Here is a 20,030-nt window from a genome sequence, read left to right on the forward strand (position 1 = left end):
TCATTCTCCTCCTTGATGGGGATGGGCTAAGGCCTGTAAATAAACCAGTCAAACAGTGAGCCTGCGACCTTTCCGGCTACCATCGCCATGAGCAGGCCGAATAAATACCCTGTCATCTTCAGCCTTTTGGCGAGAATCGGCAGGACATTCAGCACCTCCGTCAGCGCCGCAGCCAGCAGTCCGATAAAGATGCCGCACCATAATCCGATCAAAGTGCTGGTAATCCGTCCCAACGGAATACTCCAATGCCAGAAATCCGCCAGTGTTCCGATCAGCGAGCCGCCGATCAGTGCACCCTCGTACCAGTGAACCCGGTGATAGGTGCGCGTTAACTGAGCCAGCCTCGGAATAATATCCAGCACGATGATCAGGGCGATCACTCCGCCTCCCACGGCAACGCCGCCGGCAACGCCAAGCAGAATAGACAGTGCATCATGAAGCTTGAGCATTACCGCCGTCTCCCTGACGAAGGCCCAATATGCGTTGTGCGGCTGCGATATTCCTCGGCTACGACAAACTGGTCGAGATTTTCTTGATACAGAAACATTTCCACTTCCAGCGGGGTCGGCTCTTCATTCCATTTTTTCTTGAACAGATGGTTAAAAAAAACGGTCATCCCGAAGCCAATCCCGAGCGAATATGCCGTCTGAAACAGATACGGATGCTCATCCCGCTCCCCGGTGACCATCTCCACAATCCGAACCTGCACCTCCAGCATGTTCACATCCGCGTGGAAGTTCATAATCGTCAGCGCGGAGCCGAAGAACAGCAGCAGCCAGACGAGTGGAAACCAGATCCAGGACGGCTTGGCCTCTCTTCCCGTCAGCTCAATCAGCGTATGATTATGTCCCATCGGCTCGATGCGGGCACCAGGGATCAGCATCAGAATCTTCGGGATGATCTGAATAAGATCCAGCAGCAGGCGATTGCCTTCCTTCTCCTTGGGCACAGCGATCACCAGATTACGAAGCGGCTCCTCCCATTCGCGGTCACAGATGAGAAAAGCAACCTGACCCAGCATAATAGGCTGACTGCGCGGAAGTGAGATTCGGCTGCGAAGCTGAACAAATATGGTCGGAGCGGGATTCCTGTTCATCCAAAAACACTCCTTCACTGCTAAATTGCTTTTAGTATGGGAAATTCAAGTCGGTTCTACTCTTTGAAGCTTTTCCAGTTCAAGCCAGGCTTGTATCGCAAAAAGGACCGCCACTGCCAGACCCTGCATCTGGAGTGACGGCCCTTTCGCTACTGGGCAATCTGATTTTTGATGTTTTGAAGAATTTTTTTCTCCAGCCTGGAAACCTGCACCTGGGAAATTCCCAGCCGCGAGGCTACCTCCGACTGAGTCTGGTCACGGTAGTACCGCAAGTAGACAATCAGCCGCTCCCGTTCGGAGAGTCCTTCAATGGCCTCATTGAGAGCCAGCTTGTCAAACCACCGTTCCTGAGATTCGTCGGCGATCTGATCCATCAAGGTAATAGGATCTCCGTCGTTCTCAAACACGGTTTCATGAATCGAGGTGGGAGGCTTGTTCGCCTCTTGTGCAAACACAACCTCCTCCGGGGTGACGCCCAGCTCCTCAGCGACCTCCTTCACGGTCGGGAGTCGGTCAAGATGCTTGGAGAGCTCGTCCCTCTTCTTGCGCACCTTGTTCGCCATTTCCTTCAGCGAGCGGCTGACCTTCAGCGTCCCGTCATCACGGAGAAAGCGCTGAATCTCGCCGATAATCATCGGTACAGCATAGGTTGAGAATTTCACGTCATAGCTGAGATCAAATTTGTCCACAGATTTCAGCAGTCCGATACAGCCAATCTGAAACAAATCCTCCGGCTCATATCCGCGGTTCATAAAGCGCTGCACCACCGACCAGACCAGACGAATGTTACAATTCACCAGTGTATCCCGGGCCACATTATCTCCGCTTTGGCTAAGTGCGATCAAACGTTTAACCTCAGCGTCGTCCAAATAAGTCTGCGAAGCTTTCTTCACATCGGCATCCATGTGTCCAACCCCTAATTATACAAAGCTTTCTTGGATTCAATCCTTTTTTTCATTTTGATCGCGGTGCCGGATCCCGGCTCACTGACAACATCGAATTCATCCATGAAATTTTCCATGATCGTAAAGCCCATGCCTGATCTTTCCAGCTCCGGCTTGGAGGTATACAGCGGCTGCTTCGCCATCTCCAGATCCTCAATTCCCTGACCACGGTCCTCAATAATCAACGTGATAAAGTCCCCGTCAATGGACGCTTGAATCCGCACTTTACCCTGGGGATCACTGTCATAGCCATGAATAATGCAGTTGGTCACGGCCTCGGACACGACGGTCTTCAGGTCACTCAGCTCATCCATGGTTGGGTCCAGCTGAGAGATAAAGGCTGCCACGGCGACCCGGGCAAAGCCTTCATTCTCTGATTTTGCCGCGAATTCAAGCGTCATGAAATTATGCTGTGCTTGTGCTTCACTCATGACACAACCTCCAAACCCGAAAGTGCAGTAGCCTCGTCTTCATAGATCGGCATAATCTTAAACAGGCCCGACATTTCCAGCAGGCGGTACACCGCCGGCTTCACATCGCATACCGCCATTTTTCCGCCCTTTTGCTTTATAATCTTGTAACGACCCAGGATTACACCGAGTCCCGAGCTGTCCATAAACTCCAATTCTTTAAAGCTCAGCACCAGATGCTCCGTCTGCCGCCGTGAAATCGCCTCATCCAGCTGCATTCGGACCAGATCTGCCGTATGGTGATCCAGCTCCCCTGACAGCCTGACGATCAGCACGTGGCGCTGATGCTCCATATCTACGTTTAAATTCATGCTTGCTCACTCTCCTCCCTGACTTGAACAAGGATTTCTACGAAGTGATTTCACTTTCCTGCTCCCCGACAAAACTAGAAGAAAACCCCTATGAATCTACATGAAACAGCTGCTGGGTCGTGCGCTTGAACAGCTTCCAGAACCCGGCTCTCTGAATTGCTGAGGAGGAGGTCAGCTCAAATTCCTTGATCAGCGCCTCTCCCTGATACACCTTCAGCGTCCCGAGCACCTGGCCTTCTGTGACCGGAGCAGCAATGCTTTCAGGCAGAACAATCTCATGACGCAGCTCCTCGGTTTTACCGCCTTTTTTTACAAGAACGCGGTAATCCTGCTCCGCCTGCAGCTGAATTTGAGGCTCGGAGCCTTTGGAGACCTTGACGGTACCCAGCATCTCGCCCTTTTTGAACACGGCATGCATTTGATACTGGGCGAACGCGTAATCGAACATTTTAGATATTTCAGCATTTCTGATTTTCGTATCCGGTGCTCCCAGCACGACCGCCACTGCACGTAGGCCGTCCCGCTGCGCTGTGGCAGACAAGCAGAACTTGGCTTCTGACGTATACCCGGTTTTCAGTCCGTCTGCGCCGGCATAGAAGCGTACCAGCTTGTTCGTATTGACGAGCCAAAAGGGCTTCTCGGAGTCCTTGCGCAAATAATCCTGATAGGCTCCTGTATATTTCGTAATACCCTCATATTGCAGCAGCTCACGGCTCATGAGTGCAATGTCGTGGGCGGAGCTATAATGATTCTCGGCAGGCAGTCCATTACAGTTGACAAAATGAGTATCCTTCATGCCGAGCTCTGCTGCCTTTTCATTCATCATGCGAACAAATTCTTCCTCCGACCCGGCAATCTTCTCCGCCATAGCCACTGAGGCATCATTTCCGGAAGCCATCGCAATGCCCTTCAGCATCTCTTCCACCGTCATCTCTTCACCCGGCTCCAGAAAAATCTGCGATCCTCCCATGGATGCGGCATACTCACTCGTGCGAACGAGATCGGTCCACTTGAGCCGCCCTTCATGAATGGCCTCCATGGTCAGCAGCATGGTCATAATCTTGGTAATGCTGGCCGGTGGCAGCTTATCATGGCTGTTCTTTTCATAAATGATTGTGCCTGTATCGGCATCCAGCAACACCGCGGAGCGCGCATTCGGAGCCAGCTCACTGCCCGCGTTCTGTCCGGCTGTCTTTTCTTCAGCATAACCGGGAGCAGCATGGAGCAGCATGCAAACCGCTAACAGACCGGCTATCAATGTTTTTTTCACGAGGTCCCCTCCTGACATAGGTTACAGCTAGCCGCAGATGCGGTTATGAATCCATTGTCGTCAGGTTGTCACTAGATTATTCCAATTCCCGAGATGCATACCATAATATTTACTTCTTTGGACATGTAAAAAAGGCCTGGAACCGTGCACCAAGCACGGTTCCGAGCCTCTGTTCTAGCGAGTAATTGTCACGTTTACATTCCAGGAATAATGGCCGTCACGAGATCCAGGAAGGTCTCCCGGACCATTTCCGCGGTCTCCATGACCTCGTCATGAGATAACGGCTGGTCCAGAATGCCTGCTGCCATATTGCTGATGCAGGAAATGCCCAGCACCTCCAGACCGGCATGACGGGCGACTATAACCTCTGAAACGGTAGACATTCCTACTGCATCTGCCCCCAGGGTACGCAGCATCCGGATTTCTGCCGGCGTCTCGTAGGTAGGGCCAAGCAGCCCCGCATACACGCCCTGCTGCAGCGAAATACCGCGCTGCTCCGCCGTGCTCAAAGCGAGGCGGCGAAGGCGGCGGCTGTAGGCCTCCGACATATCCGGAAAGCGCACGCCGAGTGACTGATCATTGGGACCGGTCAACGGATTGACTCCGGTCATGTTCAGATGATCCGTAATCAGCATCAGATTGCCTGGCTCAAAATCCATGTTTACACCGCCGGCTGCATTCGTAACGAGCAGGCTTTGCACGCCGAGCTGCTTCATGACTCTTACCGGAAAGGCCGTCAGCTCCGGGCCGTAGCCCTCATACATATGAAAACGGCCCTTCATCATGACGACTGGACGCTCCTGGATGAATCCCAGCAGCAGCTCGCCGTCATGGCCTTCCACTGTCGATACCGGGAAATGAGGAATTTCGTGATAAGGAATTGACACGGTATCTGTCAGCAAATCCGCCAGCACGCCGAGGCCGGAGCCCAGGATCAGTCCCACCTCCGGCTTCACGCCCCCTTTGCCTGCAATATAAGCTGCTGCTTCTTGAATCTTTTGACCTTGTGTTGCTGTCATTTCATGCACCTCTCCCTAAAGTTTAGCGTGTTTATTTCAGTTGTTCCAAAAAGCTTTGACCGTGCTCCGGCATCTTGGCTTTGAAGTTATCGGCGATCGTGGCGCCGACATCGGAGAACGTACTTCTCAAGCCCAGATCTCCCGTTTGCGTGAGCCCCGGGCTGTATGCGAGCAAAGGCACAAACTCCCGGGTATGGTCCGTCCCGGCATGAACCGGATCGTTCCCGTGGTCCGCGGTCAGAATGAGCAGATCGTCGTTCTTCAGCTGATTTAAGAGATCCGGCAGAGCATCATCAAACTCCTTCAGCGCCTGTCCATAGCCTGCTGGATCGCGGCGATGACCGTACAGCGAATCGAAATCCACAAGATTCGTAAACAGCAGACCGTGGAAATCCTTGCTCAGCTGGCTGATCGTTTCCTCGACACCGTGCTGATTGCTCTTGGTTGGATAGGATTGCGTAACCCCTTCATTCGTAAAAATATCGCTGATCTTGCCAACCGCAATTACATCCAGCTCCTGCCTTGCCAACGCATTCATTACGGTAGGCTCCGGCGGCTTGACCGCATAATCATGCCGGTTTGGCGTTCGTTTGAATTGTCCGGGCTGGCCTGTATAAGGCCTTGCAATGACTCGTCCCACTGAGAATCCCGGCTGCAATGTCAGCGTCCGGGCTATTTCACACGCCCGGTACAGCTCTTCCAGCGGGATAACCTCCTCGTGAGCAGCAATCTGAAATACACTATCCGCCGATGTGTAGACGATCCAGGAGCCTGTCCTCATCTGCTCTTCGCCGTATTCTTCAATAATTTCAGTGCCGGAGGCCGGCTTGTTGCCCAGCACCTTGCGTCCGGTCGCCTGCTCGAATTGAGCAATCAAGGCTGATGGAAAGCCGTTCTCGTAAGTGTTAAACGGAGTCTCCACCTTGAGGCCCATCAGCTCCCAGTGCCCGGTCATCGTGTCTTTGCCCACCGAAGCCTCCTGCATTTTGCCAAAATAAGCCTTGGGCTGAGTCGCAGCACTTACCTGCGGCAGACCTTCAATGTTACCCAGTCCCAGCTTCTGCAAATTCGGCAGCTGTAAATGGGGGTTATGCTCTAATATGTGGCGCAGGGTATGCGCTCCTTCATCTCCGAACTTATTCGCATCCGGCGCTTCTCCGATCCCTACGCTGTCAAGAACAATCAGGCAGATTCTGCGAAACGGTGTGGTATGGGATAGTGTCATATTCAATCACTCCTTGGCCTTGTAGTCTGAATCGTTCATTACACCAATTGGGGGTCGTCTATTGCAAGATCATCACTGCGGCTTCCCGGCCCGGGGATGAAAATGGTCGTAGACCTCCTTCATGCTGCTTCTGCGGGACGTCAGGTAGATTTGGGTCGTCGATAAATCAGAATGACCCAGCATCTCCTGCACGGAGCGTAAATCTGCTCCATTATCCAGCAAATGAACCGCGAAGGAATGCCTAAGAGTATGAGGCGTGATGTCTCCCTTAATCCCCGCCTCCTGGCTGTACTTCTTCAGGATTTTCCAGAATCCCTGGCGGCTTAGCCGCTGTCCCCGGCTGTTCAGAAACAGTGCCGGTTCACGATCCTCTTGCTTCAGCAGCTTGAGGCGGTGCTCATCTACATAATGCTTCACACACTGGGCTGCTAGTGGGCTCACCGGTAAAATCCGCTCTTTACCGGAGCTGCCTTTGCAGCGGATAAATCTCAGCTCGGTGTGAACATCCTCCACATCCAGATTGATAAGCTCCGACACGCGAATCCCTGCAGCATAGAGCAGCTCCAGCATCGCCTTATCCCGGGCTCCCGACGCAGTTGCTGCAGCAGGGGCTGACAACAGGCTGTCTACCTGCTCGATGGTCAATGTGCTTGGCGTTTTACGCTCGGCTTTGGGCGATTCCAAATGCACAGAGGGATCCTGCTGCAGCATCTGATTTCTAACCAGATATTGAAAAAAAGATTTCAGCGATACGATGCTCCGCATAACTGTGGATACCGCTCTCCCCTGCTGCTTCAGATGCCCGATATACAGACTGAGCTGCGTCCGGTTTACATCCACCAGATGCTCCGTGCCCCGCTCGGCGGCATATTCCATAAATCCTGTAATATCATTGCGATAGGAAGCCAGCGTGCTGGGACTCAAGCCTTTCTCGTCCGCCATGTACGTGATATAGCTTTCCAGGTGCTCTTTCATTGCATATTCTGCTCCTTCACTCCGCCTTCATATACCACTCGCTTTACTCTCCATACCAATAATACAGCTTGAGCCGATCACCAGGCGAGAAGGAATGGCTCGGCAGATCATTCGGGTTAAAGGCCTTGATTGCATGTCCGACAGGCACCCGGTACGGATCAGGCGGAATCATCCAGCTGCCAGCCCAGTCCAGCAGGACATAAAACATCAGGGTGAGCATCGCAAACGCCATGGTAAAACGAAGAAACGCCCCTATTTTTCGAATTGAAATAATCATTCACAGACCCCCTACACGCAGATGGTATCCCTACCAGATTATGAAGCATCTGTCCCGGGTATGACCGAACGTCTTGGAAGAGCCTGGTCTGGCTTGGCAGAGGGCCTATCATTCACTAAACGCAAATGACAGCCGTGAACCCGTGCTTCCATCACCCTCACGCCGCAGCAGTCTCAAAGGCCTCAAAAAAAGCCCTCCCGGAAATGTTCTTTCCGCAAGAGGGCTGTTCTGTCGCGTGAGTTTCTAATCCATTCCTTTATAGCCGGTTAGGCCTGTTCACCATGATCCGGGCTGTCCTTCTCCTTGCATCGGTAACAGATGCCGTGGAAATCAAGCCGGTGATCATGAACGGTAAAATTAAATTCCTTCTCCAGCCGTTCCTCCAAAGGTCCCAGCCAATCCTCACGGATCTCGTCCATGCTTCCGCATTGAGTACATATTAGATGATGGTGATGATGCTTCGATGTATCTGTACGCAGATCGTACCGGGCAACGCCGTCACCGAAGTTAATCTTCTCGACCACATGCAGCTCACTCAAGAGCTCCAGGGTCCGGTACACGGTCGCCAGGCCGATTTCAGGAGCTTTCTCTTTGACGAGCATAAACACATCTTCTGCGCTGAGATGATCGTCCTCATTCTCCAACAATACGCTGACGGTGGCTTCCCTTTGGGGCGTTAATTTATAGCCTTGGGATTGTAACTGCTGTTTGATTTTGTCGATCCGTGCTTCCATCGTTCCCCTCCCCCTTGGAAATCACTGCACGCAATTGTCACTTCCTTCATTATAGGGGGACTTTACAAACAAAGTCAAACGGTTTTCACAGTCAAACAGGGCCTCATGACGTCAGCAGTAAAGGCGCGACCCACCTCATCATCTGGGGAGAAATCCAGGTCTCCAGCGACGCCGCCACCAGCATGAGCAGGGCCATCAGAGCCATAACACCTGCATAAGCGGCAAAGGGCTTCTTCAGGCTTCCTCCCTTCTGGGAAAGCAGGCGGCTTCGTATAATATACAAGGAGAATCCCATAGCGGCCACGCTGCTGATTAACAGCACCGGAATGAGAAGCAGATTGTGCGGAACGACAGAAACGAGCGCAAAGAGCAGCCCTTTCCAGGCGTATTGTCCGACCATGTATCCTACGGTGAAGCCGATCAGCACCCCTTTTAAAAAATCAAGCACTAGAATGCCCGGCAGCCCGATTACCGACAGACCAAGCAGGAAGATCAGTCCGATCCACTTTATATGCAGGACAGCAATGCTGCGGAAGTCTGGCGGGGCATCGCTGCCGCTATCGCCTAGACTCACAAACAAATGCTGAAGATATCCCGCGAGATCCTGCTGCTGCTCCAGGGACAATGCATTGACCATCAGCGCCCCGAACAGCACGCCAACGAGAAACAGGACGGCCACGAACACGTAGAGCGGCAGCTGGTCCTTCAGGCTTTGACGCAACCATGTCATCGGGATTATACGCTCCTTTCAGAAGGTCTCTCCCTACACTCTATGACATAGCTTGGCCTCCTATGACGGCGGGGCGTAAACCTCCCGCCGAATTGCATAAATGTGCACACCTCAACCGCCGCATCTTTATCCATGCATGGAATATTTATGTCCAAATCAATCACCTCTGACAATAAGACTGCATAAGGCGAGAAAGGGTTCCCTTTTATTGCAAAAAAAACCTTTCTTCTGTTCTCGGTTTCCAGATTTCACGGAAAACCGAGGTTCCAAAAGAAAGGTTTTAATAAAGCTAGCTAGGCTTTGTAATTCTCCCGTAAACACCGCCGCCGCCGGAGGATAGCTGCAGCGTACCGCGGCGAGCCATCAGAATATGACGAGCAATGGCTGCTCCCGCAGTCCTGGTAAGCTCCTCTTCAGAAGCCTGATGAAGGATCGCCATTTCGCTTCCGAAGGCGGCCAGGAGCCGTTTCAGCGTGACTTTTCCCAAGCCCGGAAGGAATTCCAGCGGTACCTGAACAAGATATGGCGGGCGGTGCACAGGAACGACAGGCTCCCTCCGGTCCGCAATGGAAAGAATTCGATCCAGCACGCCTTGAACGGGGTTCAGGCTTCCGCACAGCGGGCAGCGATGTGGTGTGGAATGATTGAAATGCTCCTCCAGGACACTGCCGCAGCTACGGCAAAAGGTCCGATGATATTTACCCAGCCGGGGGTCCAGTCCGTAATTCCGGACAACCCGTCGTCCTTTTTTGCGCTGGATAGCCATGACAAATTCGTCATACGACGGATGATCCAATAACAGGACATTGTACTCACGGCCGATTTTAGAGAGGGAATGGGCATCCGAATTTGTCAGAAACGTAAACTCATCCAGCTCAGACAGCAAACCTGCCATAGAGGTATCCGCACTCAAGCCCAGCTCGACCGCAAAAATGAGTGAAGGGTCCAGCACACGCTCCATCCGGTCTGACATACTGCCGTAAAGGCCTTTATACGGCGTGAAGATATGTGCCGGAATGAGCAGCCCTCCGCGCTCCGCAACCTCCCTCTGCAGGCTCCGCGGCTCAACATACAAGCGCTGAGAGCTAAGCTGAACATTTTTCATAGAACGAGACATCCATAATGTAAAGCTCTTCATGTCCGCAAGCGTCCGCAAATAAACAAGCACATGGCAGGCTCCCAGCTCCGGAATCGCAACTTCAAGCTCACAGCCTAACAGAATGACCGTGTTCTCATAGGCAATCCCTCCGCCTGCAAGCTCCTGCATCACACCGTCGCGCAAGCAAGCCTCAATATCTGCCTGTACAGAAGGAGAATGGCAGTCAATGATCCCGATCATATGGATGCCCTTGCGCTCCGCGGCCTCTTTGGCTATAGCTTCAAAGGTTAGATTTTTGCTGCCGCTGATCTTGACAGACTGCCCGTTGCCCGCTCTGCCAATGTGAATATGGAAGTCACCATAATAGGGCTGCAGGTGATCCAGATTCGCTGTGGACACCTAAAGGCTCCCGGTCAGCTTGTATATTTTCCAGGCGTAGACAGCCATGATCGTTTTGGCATCGCTAATCCGCTCCTCCTGAATCAGGCGCTCCGCCTCCTCCAGCGTAACCTCCGTCATCTCCAGGAATTCATCCTCGTCGGGCTGCATCGCTCCGGCCTGAAGCTCCTCAGCCAGATATAAATGAATGATCTCGTCGGCAAAGCCGGGCGAGGTGTAAAAGGATTGCAGCTTCCGGATCGTTCCGCAAGAGTAGCCCGTTTCTTCTTGAAGCTCTCTTTTCGCGGCTTCCAGCGGATCCTCTCCCGGCTCCAGCTTGCCAGCAGGAATTTCGACCTCTGTCCGGCCAAGGGGCTGCCTATACTGCTCCACGACTAGCATTTTGTCCTGATGAAGCGCAAGGACGGCAACAGCTCCCGGGTGCCGCACAACCTCTCTCGTAGCCATACTGCCATCCGGCAGCATCACGGTATCAACCTGAAGAGAAATGATCTTGCCATTAAAAATAGAATCGCTGGAAATGGTGCTTTCATCTAGCGCTTCATTCGCGGGGTGACGGGAATCCGCAGATGGGCTCATGTAAAATAACCTCCTTGGTATAAAAACGTCATGTCTGACCATGCTTTTGCATAGGGTGTATTATATCAAACTTTCGATGAAAGAAGGAAACAGGCATGAAGAGCTATCGCGGCACAAATTCGATTCACTGGGTGGGACAGGCCTGGCAGATTAAAATCATGCTGAAGCAATGGCAGCAGACCTGGGGTCCAGATGCCCGAATCCAAGATTTGATCCACGACAAAATGATGTATAAACGCGAAAAGTAACCTCTAGTCTTAGGACTATGTACTTAATTTTCGACTTTTTTCTATTTTTTTCGTACTTTCACCATGACTTTTTCCCTTTACGAGTGTTCTATACATGGGAGGTTGCCTATGAGAGAACTTATGGATTGGAATTACGAACATGAACCAGCACCGTCACAGCCTTTTGCACTCGGTCAGTGGTACGAGAGACGCGGAAGGCTTCATAAAGCGCTGTCCTGCTTTAAGGCAGCCGCCCTGGATTTACCGGTTCAAGGACATCACCCGGCCGGCCAGGCCACTCCATCGGAGCTATGGATGCACTACGGAAGAATTCAAGCCAAATTAAATCGTGCTGCCGAAGCCGATCAAGCCTTCAGACAAGCCTTGCTGCTGGGAGGCGGCGATATTCTGCCGGCGTTACAGGAGTGGGCCGCGCTGCTTCATAAGAATAAATGGTCAGATTCAGAAATTTACGAGCGTTTTAGGTCTGAGGATGTCCTTCAGCTTGTCCCGCCGCAGGCCGCAGGGGAAGCCTTAATGTATATCGGCGCTTATGCCGAAGCTGCCCGCTGCTATGACTCGGTGCCTGCTCTGACAGGCGGAGACAGAATCAGGCATATTCAATGCCTGATTCTGTGCCGGCGTCTGGAGGATGCCGTGTCATTGATTCTGCAATGGCTTCAAGGTCAGGATGCAAGCCCAAGCCTGCTCACATCCGAGGAGTCCAGCTTCGCCAATCATGCCTTGCTGCTCTGCCAGTGGAGATTACACGGGATTGTTCCAGAACCGGCTGGAGACAGCGCCCCTAGCTTTCGCCAGCAAATGGCTAACACGGCTATAGCGCTAGGCATGCTTGCTGAGGCCGAGCAGCTATTACAACGTGAAGGAAGAAGCGGGGAACTGCTGCTGATTCAACTTCTTTATGAGGAAGGGTACTTCAAGAGTGCACTGGAGCGTCTGCAGCATATCCATCTTAGCAGCTCCGAGCTGACTCATTGTGAGGCTGCAAGAATCCAGATGATTCGCGCCGAGCTGCTTTACGATCAGCATCTATATGCAGAAGGCGCAAGTGCGTTTAAGCTGCTCCGCTTGCAAAGCCCTCACCTCATGCTTGCCAAATACGGTGAAGCAGCATGCTGCCTTCAGGCTTCACTAAGCTCGTTATCCGCCCGGATTGAGAAGCTGTGTTCGTCACCCGCGGCTCAAGAACAGGTGGTTCGTTATATGGAATGCATCCACAGTGCGCTGCATGTGCTCGAAAGCAGCGGCTGGCATACCTCCTGGACACCGGGTCAGCTTAGAAGAGAAACAGCCCCCCGCCAGGCGGCATGCTTAAACTAGTGAAGGATGCTCCATACAATAACAAAGGGGAGCATATCAAAGTAGATTCTTGTTTAAAGAGGCAGCTCACTTGAGTGAGATCTGAAGCAAAACATAAAGACATGGTGGAGTCAGGGAGGGGATCCCAGCACCGCCATGTCTTTTTTAGGGTCTATTGCCGTCTTCTTCAACAGGTTATGAGCAAACGAGGCCATCCCGCAAGACCCTAGATCTTGTGGGACAGCCCCTTTTTATGCGTGCTTCTTAATGCGCCTCAATGCTGAGTCTCTTGAAAAAGAGAAAGAACAATTGTGGCTGCCTTTACAAGATTATCCGCATGGATACGCTCTTTCGTGGTATGGATGTTCTCATAGCCTACCGCCAGATTCACCGTCGGAATGCCAAGTCCGTTAAATACATTGGCATCACTCCCGCCTCCCGAAGTAAACAGGCTAAGCTTCAGGCCGGCCGCCTCAATGGCTCGCTTCGCAAGCTGAACAACCTCGTCATGCTCGTTGTAGCTGTATGCCGGGTAAATAATTTCGCTGCGAAACTCACTTTTGGCTCCATACTCGCGTACCGTCGTTTCCAACGCTTCCCGCATATTCGAGATTTGCTGCTCTACCTTCTCCTGGACGATACTGCGTGCCTCTGCATCAATCTGTACGTAGTCACACACGATGTTTGTTGGTCCACCGCCTTGAAACTTGCCAATGTTGGCTGTCGTCTCTTTATCGATCCGGCCCAGCTTCATCGCAGCAATCGACTTTGCGGCGACCTGAATGGCGCTGATGCCGTCCTCGGGGTTGACTCCGGCATGTGCTGACCTGCCATGAATGACCATCTGGATGCGCGCCTGGGTAGGCGCCGATACGGCAACAGAGCCAACCTCTCCGTTCGAGTCAAGGGCGAAGCCAAAATCAGCGTCAAGCAGATCCGGCTGCAATGCCCGAGAGCCGACAAGTCCAGACTCTTCTCCGGCTGTTATGACGAACTGAATCTGACCATGAGGCAGGTTGTTCTCCTGAACCACCCGGATGCTTTCCAGCAATGCGGCAAGCCCTGCTTTATCATCCGCACCCAGGATCGTAGTTCCGTCACTGCGGATATATCCGTCTTCCCCGAGCTCCGGCTTCACCCCTTTCCCTGGTGTTACGGTGTCCATATGACAGGTGAATAAGAGCTTGGGAGCATGCTCAGCCTGCTCCGCCTCCCAGGTTACAATGAGGTTGCCCGAGCCATGACCTGTTCGCTCTTTGGAATCATCCTCCTGCACTTGAAGGCCCAGCGCGCCGAATTTTTTTTTCAGTACTTCACTGATCTGTTCCTCGTGCCCGGTTTCACTATCAATGGAGACAAGCTCCATAAATTCATTCAGGATTCGTTCCCGGTTTACCACTGGACTTCCCTCGCTTTCTCTGATAAGTTACAATAAGTCTAAACGTTGAACCGTCGGGGACAACCTGCATCCGTTCATGAACTCAAAATTAAAGGAGTAGCATCATGCAGCAAAAAAAATGGTTTCGCATCGTCATCTACCTCATGCTGGCCGCTATGATCGGCTCTACCCTGTTTATTGTGCTCGAACCTCTGCTTGTGCCATAGCGCCCCCTGAATACATCAATTCAAGACCAATCAGGCGGCAGCTTAGCCTCATAAGGAAATACCCGGGTGAAGCATGCTGTAATCTCCCGGGCCGCTTCCTCCATGTCGATTTCCCCTCCGGTACACTCTTCCAGCGAGGTAATGCCATACTGCTGAATTCCACACGGAACGATGCCGGCAAAGCCTTCCTGCTTCACCTGATCCTTAATGTTAAGCGCAAAACCATGGCTCGTAATAAAGCCACGGTGCTGCCGCGCCTTATTAAACTTCACCCCAATGGCACAGATCTTGGCGTCACCGACCCAGACCCCCGTATATTCCGGCTTTCTGCAGGACTGAATCCCAAACTGCTCTAGATAGTTCATGATGACCTGCTCCAGGCTGCGAAGATAGCCGTGCAGATCCAGCTGCTTGCCTCCCTCCAGGAGCAGCAGCGGGTACCCGACCAGTTGCCCGGGGCCATGATACGTAATATCCCCGCCACGGTCAATCTCAAACAGCGTAATTCCCCGCTCCTTGAGCTCGCGCTCATCCAGAAGCAGATGCTCCGGATGGCGCTGAGAGCCCATGGTATAGGTAGGCGGATGCTGGAGCAGCATCAAAGCCTCATTCGATTGTCCCTGATCAATCTGGGAGGCGCGTGCTTTCTGCAGGTCCCAGGCGGCCGCATAGTCCAGCTGAGGCGTATAGGTCACATCGAGCGCTTTTGTCATTGTATCTACCACCTTCAACAGAACGGGATGAATTAATACAGCTTGGTATCCGGTGTAAAGCCCTCCAGATTATCCTTGACCCGCTGCAGGAATCGTCCGCAAATGACACCATCCAGAATTCGATGATCCAGTGACAGGCACAGGTTTGCCATCGACCGGACCGCAATCATGTCATTAATGACGACAGGCTTCTTCACAATCGATTCAAAGGTGAGGATCGCAGCCTGTGGATAGTTAATGATCGGATAGGACAATATAGAGCCAAAGGACCCGGTATTATTCACCGTGAAGGTCCCTCCCTGCATATCATCCAGCGTGAGCTTGCCTTCTCGGGTTTTGCGGGCCAGCTCCTCGATTTCCCGGGCAAGGCCGGCAATGTTTTTTTGATCTGCATTCTTGATGACGGGAGTCATCACAGAGTCCTCGGTGCCTACAGCCAGCGACAGATTGATATCCCGCTTGACAACGATCTTGTCTACAGCCCAGTAGGAGTTCATAATCGGGTAATCCTTGATCGCACTGACGACCGCCTTCAGCAGAAAAGCAAGGTAGGTCAGGTTGACTCCCTCTTTGCGCTTGAACTCATCCTTCACCTTGCTGCGCAGCAGAACTAGATTGGTCACATCGACCTCGATCATCGTCCAGGCATGCGGAATTTCAGAGACGCTTTGACGCATGTTCCGGGCAATCGTATTTCGAATTGGCGTCACATCAATATACTGCTCGGAACGGCCAGAACCGGCTTGCTCCACCTCGATCTTCGGAATTCGCGGCATTTCGGTAAGATGCAGGCCGGAATGCCGCACGTCAGGAATGGCTGTGTCCAATGGCTGGCTGCTGCGCGAAGCATTAGGCTCCTTGCGCGGCTCAAAAGGCGAGGCGGAAGCCGGGCTAACTGCTACATCTCCAGTGTCCCCTGCCGCCGGAGCCGGCTGCTCCATTGCCTTCATCACATCTTTCCGGGTAATTCTTCCGCCCATCCCACTACCGTTTACACGGCTCAGGTCAATGCCATGCTCTGAAGCCAGGGCTTGCACGGCGGGAGAGTACCGGTTGCGCATGGAGGCATCTCCTGAAGACTTTGATGAGGCCGTAGCAGCAGGAACGCCTTCTCCTATGGCCTCAGACTGTGCCTGCGGCTGGGATGGAGCGTCTTGCGTTTGAATGAGACAGATAATTTCTCCTACACTAACCGTGCGTCCTTCCTCTGCGAGAATGTCCCCCATGACTCCGTCCAGTGTGGACGGGATCTCAGCATTCACCTTATCTGTCATCACTTCACAGATGGGCTCATATTGCTCAATGGGATCCCCCGGCTTCTTCAGCCATTTCCCGATGGTGGCAGACACTAGTGATTCGGCCAGCTGCGGCATCGCAACCTCCGTCATTTTCCCGTATTCTGACATGCTCACAACTCCCTGTAGCTTTAGTAAAGCGCCAGCTGGCGCATCGCTTCTTTAATTTTGTCTTTATTCAGCATATAAAACTTCTCCATTGGCGGGCTGATGGGCATCGCCGGAACATCCGGCGGGCATACTCGCGTGATAGGCGCATCCAGCTCATACAGGCATTCCTCTGCAATAATTGCAGCTACCTCAGCTCCAATCCCACCGGTCTTGTTATCCTCATGCACGATCATTACCTTGCCGGTCTCTTTCACAGCTTCAAGAATTCCTTCTTTATCGAGCGGCTGCAGCGTTCTTAAATCCAGCACATGTGCCGTGATGCCCTCTTCCCGTTCCAGCTCCTCCGCAGCCTGAAGCACGAAGTAGAGCGGCTGGCTGTATCCAATTACCGTAATATCCATACCTTGGCGCAGCAGGTTCGCCTTCCCGATCGGAACGGTATAGTCATCCTCAGGCACGTCTCCGGTAATGAGCTTGTAGCATTTCTTGTTCTCAAAATAAAGCACGGGGTCCGGATCCCGAACTGCCGCCTTCAACAGCCCTTTGGCATCGTAAGCCGTAAACGGCGCTACAATCTTCAAGCCGGGCGTGCCAAAAAAGATCGACTCCGGACACTGGGAATGATACAATCCCCCGAAAATGCCGCCCCCGATCGGAGCGCGGACTACGATGGGACAGCTCCAGTCATTGTTCGAGCGGTAACGGATTTTGGCTGCTTCGCTAATAATCTGGTTCGTAGCGGGCAGCATGAAGTCAGAGTACTGCATTTCTGCAATGGGCTTCATCCCATACATGGCTGCTCCAATGGCGACGCCCGCAATGGCAGATTCAGCAAGAGGAGTGTCCATGACTCGCATTTCTCCGAACTGCTCCATTAATCCTTTCGTCGTCGTAAAAACGCCGCCTTTGACGCCGACATCCTCACCCAGCACGAATACAGCGTCATCCCGCTGCAGCTCTTCCTTCATCGCGAGCCGGATCGCATCGATATACTCCATAACAGGCATGCTTAGTTTCCTCCTTCATTCTCGGCGTAAACATGCCGCAGTGTATCTTCTGGCAGCGGAAACGGCGCCCGATCTGCAGATTCGGTAGCTTCTTTTATTTCCAGATTTAGCTGGGCAATGAGGTCCTCATCCTTCTGCTCATCCCAGATTCCGCAATCGACCAAATACTTCTTAAAGCCTGCCAGGCCATCCTTCTTCCAATGATCCTCTACCTCTTCCTTCGTCCGGTAGGCAAGATCATTATCCGAGGTGGAATGCGGTGAAAGCCGGTACATCATAGCTTCGATCAGGGTCGGTCCTTCGCCTCGAACCGCACGCTCCCGAGCCTCCTTCACCGCTGCATACACCTCCAGCGGATCATTCCCGTCTACGCGAATCCCCGGGAAGCCATATCCCAGAGCCCGATCGCTTACGCGCCCGGCAATTTGCTTGTGAAGTGGCACAGAGATGGCGTACTGATTGTTCTCGCACATGATAATGACGGGAAGCTTGTGAACCCCGGCAAAGTTACAGCCCTCATGGAAATCCCCCTGGTTGCTGGAGCCCTCACCAAAGGTGACAAAGGACACAAAATCCTTATTCTGCATCTTCGCGGCTAAAGCGAGTCCCACTGCATGCGGCACCTGCGTCGTCACCGGGCTCGAGCCGGTCACAATACGCAGCCGCTTGCTGCCAAAGTGCCCGGGCATCTGCCGTCCGCCGCTGTTCGGATCCTCAGCCTTGGCGAATGCGGAAAGCATCAGCTCTCGTGGAGTCATGCCTACAGCCATTACAAAGGCATAGTCGCGGTAATACGGGAGAAAATAATCCTTCTCGCGGTCTAGCGCAAAGGCAGCACCTACCTGGGCAGCCTCCTGGCCAATGCCGGAAACGTGAAAATTAATTTTGCCTGCCCGCTGCAGGAGCAAATTCCGCTCATCAAATTTCCTTGCCATCATCATATATCTGTACATGTCCAGCACTTGGCCATCGGATAAACCAAGCTGCTCATGTCTAGTCTTCGAAGAATTGCTTACTTCTTGCATGAAGATCCCTCCTTCATCATCCAGCCAAGTTAAAGAGTTATATGGTGCCTGTACCGCGCACTATAACTTAGTATTAACACCTGGTACTAAGACTTGGCTTTAACTTATTATAATCCCTTTTTGTCTAAAAAGAAACGAAGGATTGCTCTGAGTCACCTCTAGTCAGATTCCAATGGCTCGTCCATCCAGATGCAGCATCGCCTCGCCTACGATTTCAGACAGCGTCGGATGGCTGTGGACGACATAGCCCACTTCTGTGGCTGCAGCATCGAGCACCTGTGCCAGGGCGGCTTCCCCAATGAACTCCGTAGCATGAGGTCCAATGATATGAACCCCTAGAATATCATCAGTCTCCGCATTCGCGATCACCTTGCAGAAGCCTTCGGCAGCCCCTTGAATGAGAGCCTTACCGTTGGCTGAGAACGGGATCTTGCTGATCTTGAGCTTGTCATTCTGTGCCTTGGCTTCCTTCTCTGTGAGCCCGACGCTGGCTGTTTCAGGACGGGTGTACACGCATCTGGGAATCCATTCACTGCGATAAGGATGCAGCGGCTGACCAGCCAGATGCTGTACCGCCACCAATCCTTCATGAGCCGCAGCATGGGCCAGCTGAAGCCCGCCAATGACATCGCCGATGGCATAAATATGCGGCTCTGTCGTCTGCATATGCTTGTTCACGGCAATCACGCCGTCCGTCACGGAAACATCCGTATTTTCCAGGCCGATCTGATCCGCGTTTCCTTTTCTGCCAACGGATACTAGAATCGTGCTTGTCCGCATTTCGTGCTGTACTCCGTCCTTTACAATCTGGATGCAGACCTCTTCTCCCCGCACTTCGTATGTATCGGTCTGAACATATGCATCCGTCCAGATGTTCACTCCCCGCTCTGAAATATGCTTTCTCAGCTCGCGGCTGATATCCTCATCCTCGGCTGGCAGCAGCCGGGGCGCGGCCTCCACCAGAGTAACCCGGACTCCGAAATCATTCAGCATAGAAGCCCACTCTACGCCGATCACTCCGCCTCCCACAATCAAGATAGATTCTGGCAAACGTTCCATCTGCAGGGCATGACTGCTGTCCATAATGCGCTGACCGTCCGGGACCAGACCCGGCAGCTCCCGCGGGCTGGAGCCTGTAGCGATAATGAGATGAGACGGCACGACCGTTTCCATCTCACCATCCGGCAGCTCCACCGCCACGGCTCCGCTGCGAGGCGAGAATATGGACGGTCCGATGACACGTCCCTTTCCATATATGACCTGAATTTTATTTTTGCTCATTAAATATTGAACGCCCTGATGCAGCTTCCCGACAATGTTGTCCTTGCGCTGCAGGACCTTGCTGAAGGACAGGCGAACGCCATCAGCTTCAATGCCGTAAGCTTCGCTTTGATTCATCTCTGCATACATTTCGGCACTTCTCAGAAGAGCCTTGCTCGGGATGCATCCGCGATGCAGACAGGTTCCACCCAGCTTGTCCTGCTCAATCAGCACGACAGATTTCCCCAGCTGAGCCGCCCGGATCGCCGCTGTATAACCACCCGTTCCCCCGCCGAGTACAGCAACATCACATGTTATCGTCAATTGTAAGGCACCCCC

General features: G+C 52.8%; 23 protein-coding genes. 3 read left to right on the plus strand and 20 right to left on the minus strand.

The annotated features are described in order from the left end of the window. Positions 1-26: 26 nt before the first annotated feature. From JJQ72_RS13955 to JJQ72_RS14020, 14 genes are all read right to left on the minus strand, one after another. A complete protein-coding gene (locus JJQ72_RS13955) occupies positions 27-449 on the minus strand; it encodes a stage V sporulation protein AB (protein ID WP_138225524.1) in 423 nt (140 codons plus the stop codon). Further along, positions 449-1,096, minus strand: coding sequence for a stage V sporulation protein AA (locus tag JJQ72_RS13960; RefSeq protein WP_138225523.1), 648 nt, complete (start codon positions 1,094-1,096; stop codon positions 449-451). The genes JJQ72_RS13955 and JJQ72_RS13960 overlap by 1 nt, the downstream gene beginning before the upstream one ends. 149 nt (positions 1,097-1,245) lie before the next feature. Then, positions 1,246-2,001, minus strand: a complete 756-nt coding sequence (sigF, locus tag JJQ72_RS13965; protein WP_138225522.1) for an RNA polymerase sporulation sigma factor SigF — start codon at positions 1,999-2,001, stop codon at positions 1,246-1,248. Between the two features lie 11 nt (positions 2,002-2,012). Then, entirely contained in the window at positions 2,013-2,471 is a 459-nt protein-coding gene (gene spoIIAB / locus JJQ72_RS13970; protein ID WP_208204043.1) for an anti-sigma F factor, read from the minus strand. Further along, entirely contained in the window at positions 2,468-2,821 is a 354-nt protein-coding gene (gene spoIIAA, locus JJQ72_RS13975; protein ID WP_138225520.1) for an anti-sigma F factor antagonist, read from the minus strand. Before spoIIAA ends, spoIIAB begins: the two co-directional genes overlap by 4 nt. Before the next feature lie 88 nt (positions 2,822-2,909). After that, positions 2,910-4,091, minus strand: a complete 1,182-nt coding sequence (locus JJQ72_RS13980; protein WP_347880755.1) for a D-alanyl-D-alanine carboxypeptidase family protein — start codon at positions 4,089-4,091, stop codon at positions 2,910-2,912. A 194-nt stretch (positions 4,092-4,285) separates the two neighbouring features. Further along, positions 4,286-5,110, minus strand: a complete 825-nt coding sequence (locus JJQ72_RS13985) for a purine-nucleoside phosphorylase (protein ID WP_208204045.1) — start codon at positions 5,108-5,110, stop codon at positions 4,286-4,288. A 31-nt stretch (positions 5,111-5,141) separates the two neighbouring features. After that, positions 5,142-6,335, minus strand: a complete 1,194-nt coding sequence (deoB, locus tag JJQ72_RS13990; RefSeq protein WP_208204046.1) for a phosphopentomutase — start codon at positions 6,333-6,335, stop codon at positions 5,142-5,144. 72 nt (positions 6,336-6,407) lie between these two features. Beyond that, the gene (xerD, locus tag JJQ72_RS13995; RefSeq protein WP_208204047.1) at positions 6,408-7,310 is read right to left on the minus strand and encodes a site-specific tyrosine recombinase XerD; all 903 of its coding nucleotides are present in this window, start codon (positions 7,308-7,310) and stop codon (positions 6,408-6,410) included. Between the two features lie 43 nt (positions 7,311-7,353). After that, positions 7,354-7,587: a DUF4227 family protein gene (locus JJQ72_RS14000; protein ID WP_138225515.1), complete on the minus strand. Its 234-nt coding sequence runs from the start codon at positions 7,585-7,587 to the stop codon at positions 7,354-7,356. Between the two features lie 266 nt (positions 7,588-7,853). Next, entirely contained in the window at positions 7,854-8,321 is a 468-nt protein-coding gene (gene fur, locus JJQ72_RS14005) for a ferric iron uptake transcriptional regulator (protein ID WP_138225514.1), read from the minus strand. Positions 8,322-8,424: 103 nt separating this feature from the next. Further along, positions 8,425-9,051 carry a stage II sporulation protein M gene (gene spoIIM, locus JJQ72_RS14010; RefSeq protein WP_208204048.1) on the minus strand — a complete coding sequence of 209 codons (627 nt, stop codon included), beginning with the start codon at positions 9,049-9,051 and terminating at the stop codon, positions 8,425-8,427. Positions 9,052-9,340: 289 nt separating this feature from the next. Beyond that, a complete protein-coding gene (locus JJQ72_RS14015) occupies positions 9,341-10,549 on the minus strand; it encodes an endonuclease Q family protein (RefSeq protein WP_347880756.1) in 1,209 nt (402 codons plus the stop codon). Then, positions 10,550-11,128, minus strand: coding sequence for an NUDIX domain-containing protein (locus JJQ72_RS14020; protein ID WP_138225512.1), 579 nt, complete (start codon positions 11,126-11,128; stop codon positions 10,550-10,552). Between the two features lie 95 nt (positions 11,129-11,223). Between JJQ72_RS14020 and mciZ the strand changes: the two genes are divergently transcribed. Then, positions 11,224-11,376, plus strand: coding sequence for a Z-ring formation inhibitor MciZ (mciZ, locus tag JJQ72_RS14025; RefSeq protein ID WP_208204049.1), 153 nt, complete (start codon positions 11,224-11,226; stop codon positions 11,374-11,376). Between the two features lie 108 nt (positions 11,377-11,484). After that, positions 11,485-12,696, plus strand: coding sequence for a tetratricopeptide repeat protein (locus JJQ72_RS14030; protein ID WP_208204050.1), 1,212 nt, complete (start codon positions 11,485-11,487; stop codon positions 12,694-12,696). A 253-nt stretch (positions 12,697-12,949) separates the two neighbouring features. Here JJQ72_RS14030 and JJQ72_RS14035 read toward each other — a convergent pair whose 3' ends face one another. Next, a complete protein-coding gene (locus JJQ72_RS14035; protein WP_208204051.1) occupies positions 12,950-14,074 on the minus strand; it encodes a tripeptidase T in 1,125 nt (374 codons plus the stop codon). Between the two features lie 104 nt (positions 14,075-14,178). Here JJQ72_RS14035 and prli42 point away from each other — a divergent pair, with 104 nt between their 5' ends. Then, positions 14,179-14,280, plus strand: a complete 102-nt coding sequence (prli42, locus tag JJQ72_RS14040) for a stressosome-associated protein Prli42 (RefSeq protein WP_138225508.1) — start codon at positions 14,179-14,181, stop codon at positions 14,278-14,280. 20 nt (positions 14,281-14,300) lie between these two features. Here prli42 and lipB read toward each other — a convergent pair whose 3' ends face one another. The 5 genes from lipB to lpdA form a co-directional block, all read right to left on the minus strand. Next, complete coding sequence (gene lipB / locus JJQ72_RS14045; protein ID WP_208204052.1) at positions 14,301-14,993, minus strand: lipoyl(octanoyl) transferase LipB; 693 nt, start codon at positions 14,991-14,993, stop codon at positions 14,301-14,303. A 32-nt stretch (positions 14,994-15,025) separates the two neighbouring features. Next, positions 15,026-16,399 carry a dihydrolipoamide acetyltransferase family protein gene (locus JJQ72_RS14050; RefSeq protein WP_138225506.1) on the minus strand — a complete coding sequence of 458 codons (1,374 nt, stop codon included), beginning with the start codon at positions 16,397-16,399 and terminating at the stop codon, positions 15,026-15,028. 20 nt (positions 16,400-16,419) lie between these two features. Then, complete coding sequence (locus JJQ72_RS14055; protein ID WP_208204053.1) at positions 16,420-17,406, minus strand: alpha-ketoacid dehydrogenase subunit beta; 987 nt, start codon at positions 17,404-17,406, stop codon at positions 16,420-16,422. A 2-nt stretch (positions 17,407-17,408) separates the two neighbouring features. Next, positions 17,409-18,431: a thiamine pyrophosphate-dependent dehydrogenase E1 component subunit alpha gene (locus tag JJQ72_RS14060; RefSeq protein WP_138225504.1), complete on the minus strand. Its 1,023-nt coding sequence runs from the start codon at positions 18,429-18,431 to the stop codon at positions 17,409-17,411. A 162-nt stretch (positions 18,432-18,593) separates the two neighbouring features. Beyond that, entirely contained in the window at positions 18,594-20,015 is a 1,422-nt protein-coding gene (gene lpdA / locus JJQ72_RS14065; RefSeq protein ID WP_208204054.1) for a dihydrolipoyl dehydrogenase, read from the minus strand. Positions 20,016-20,030 lie beyond the last annotated feature (15 nt).

The organism is Paenibacillus sp. F411 (genome assembly GCF_017582705.1).
GTDB lineage: Bacteria > Bacillota > Bacilli > Paenibacillales > Paenibacillaceae > Paenibacillus_AQ > Paenibacillus_AQ algicola.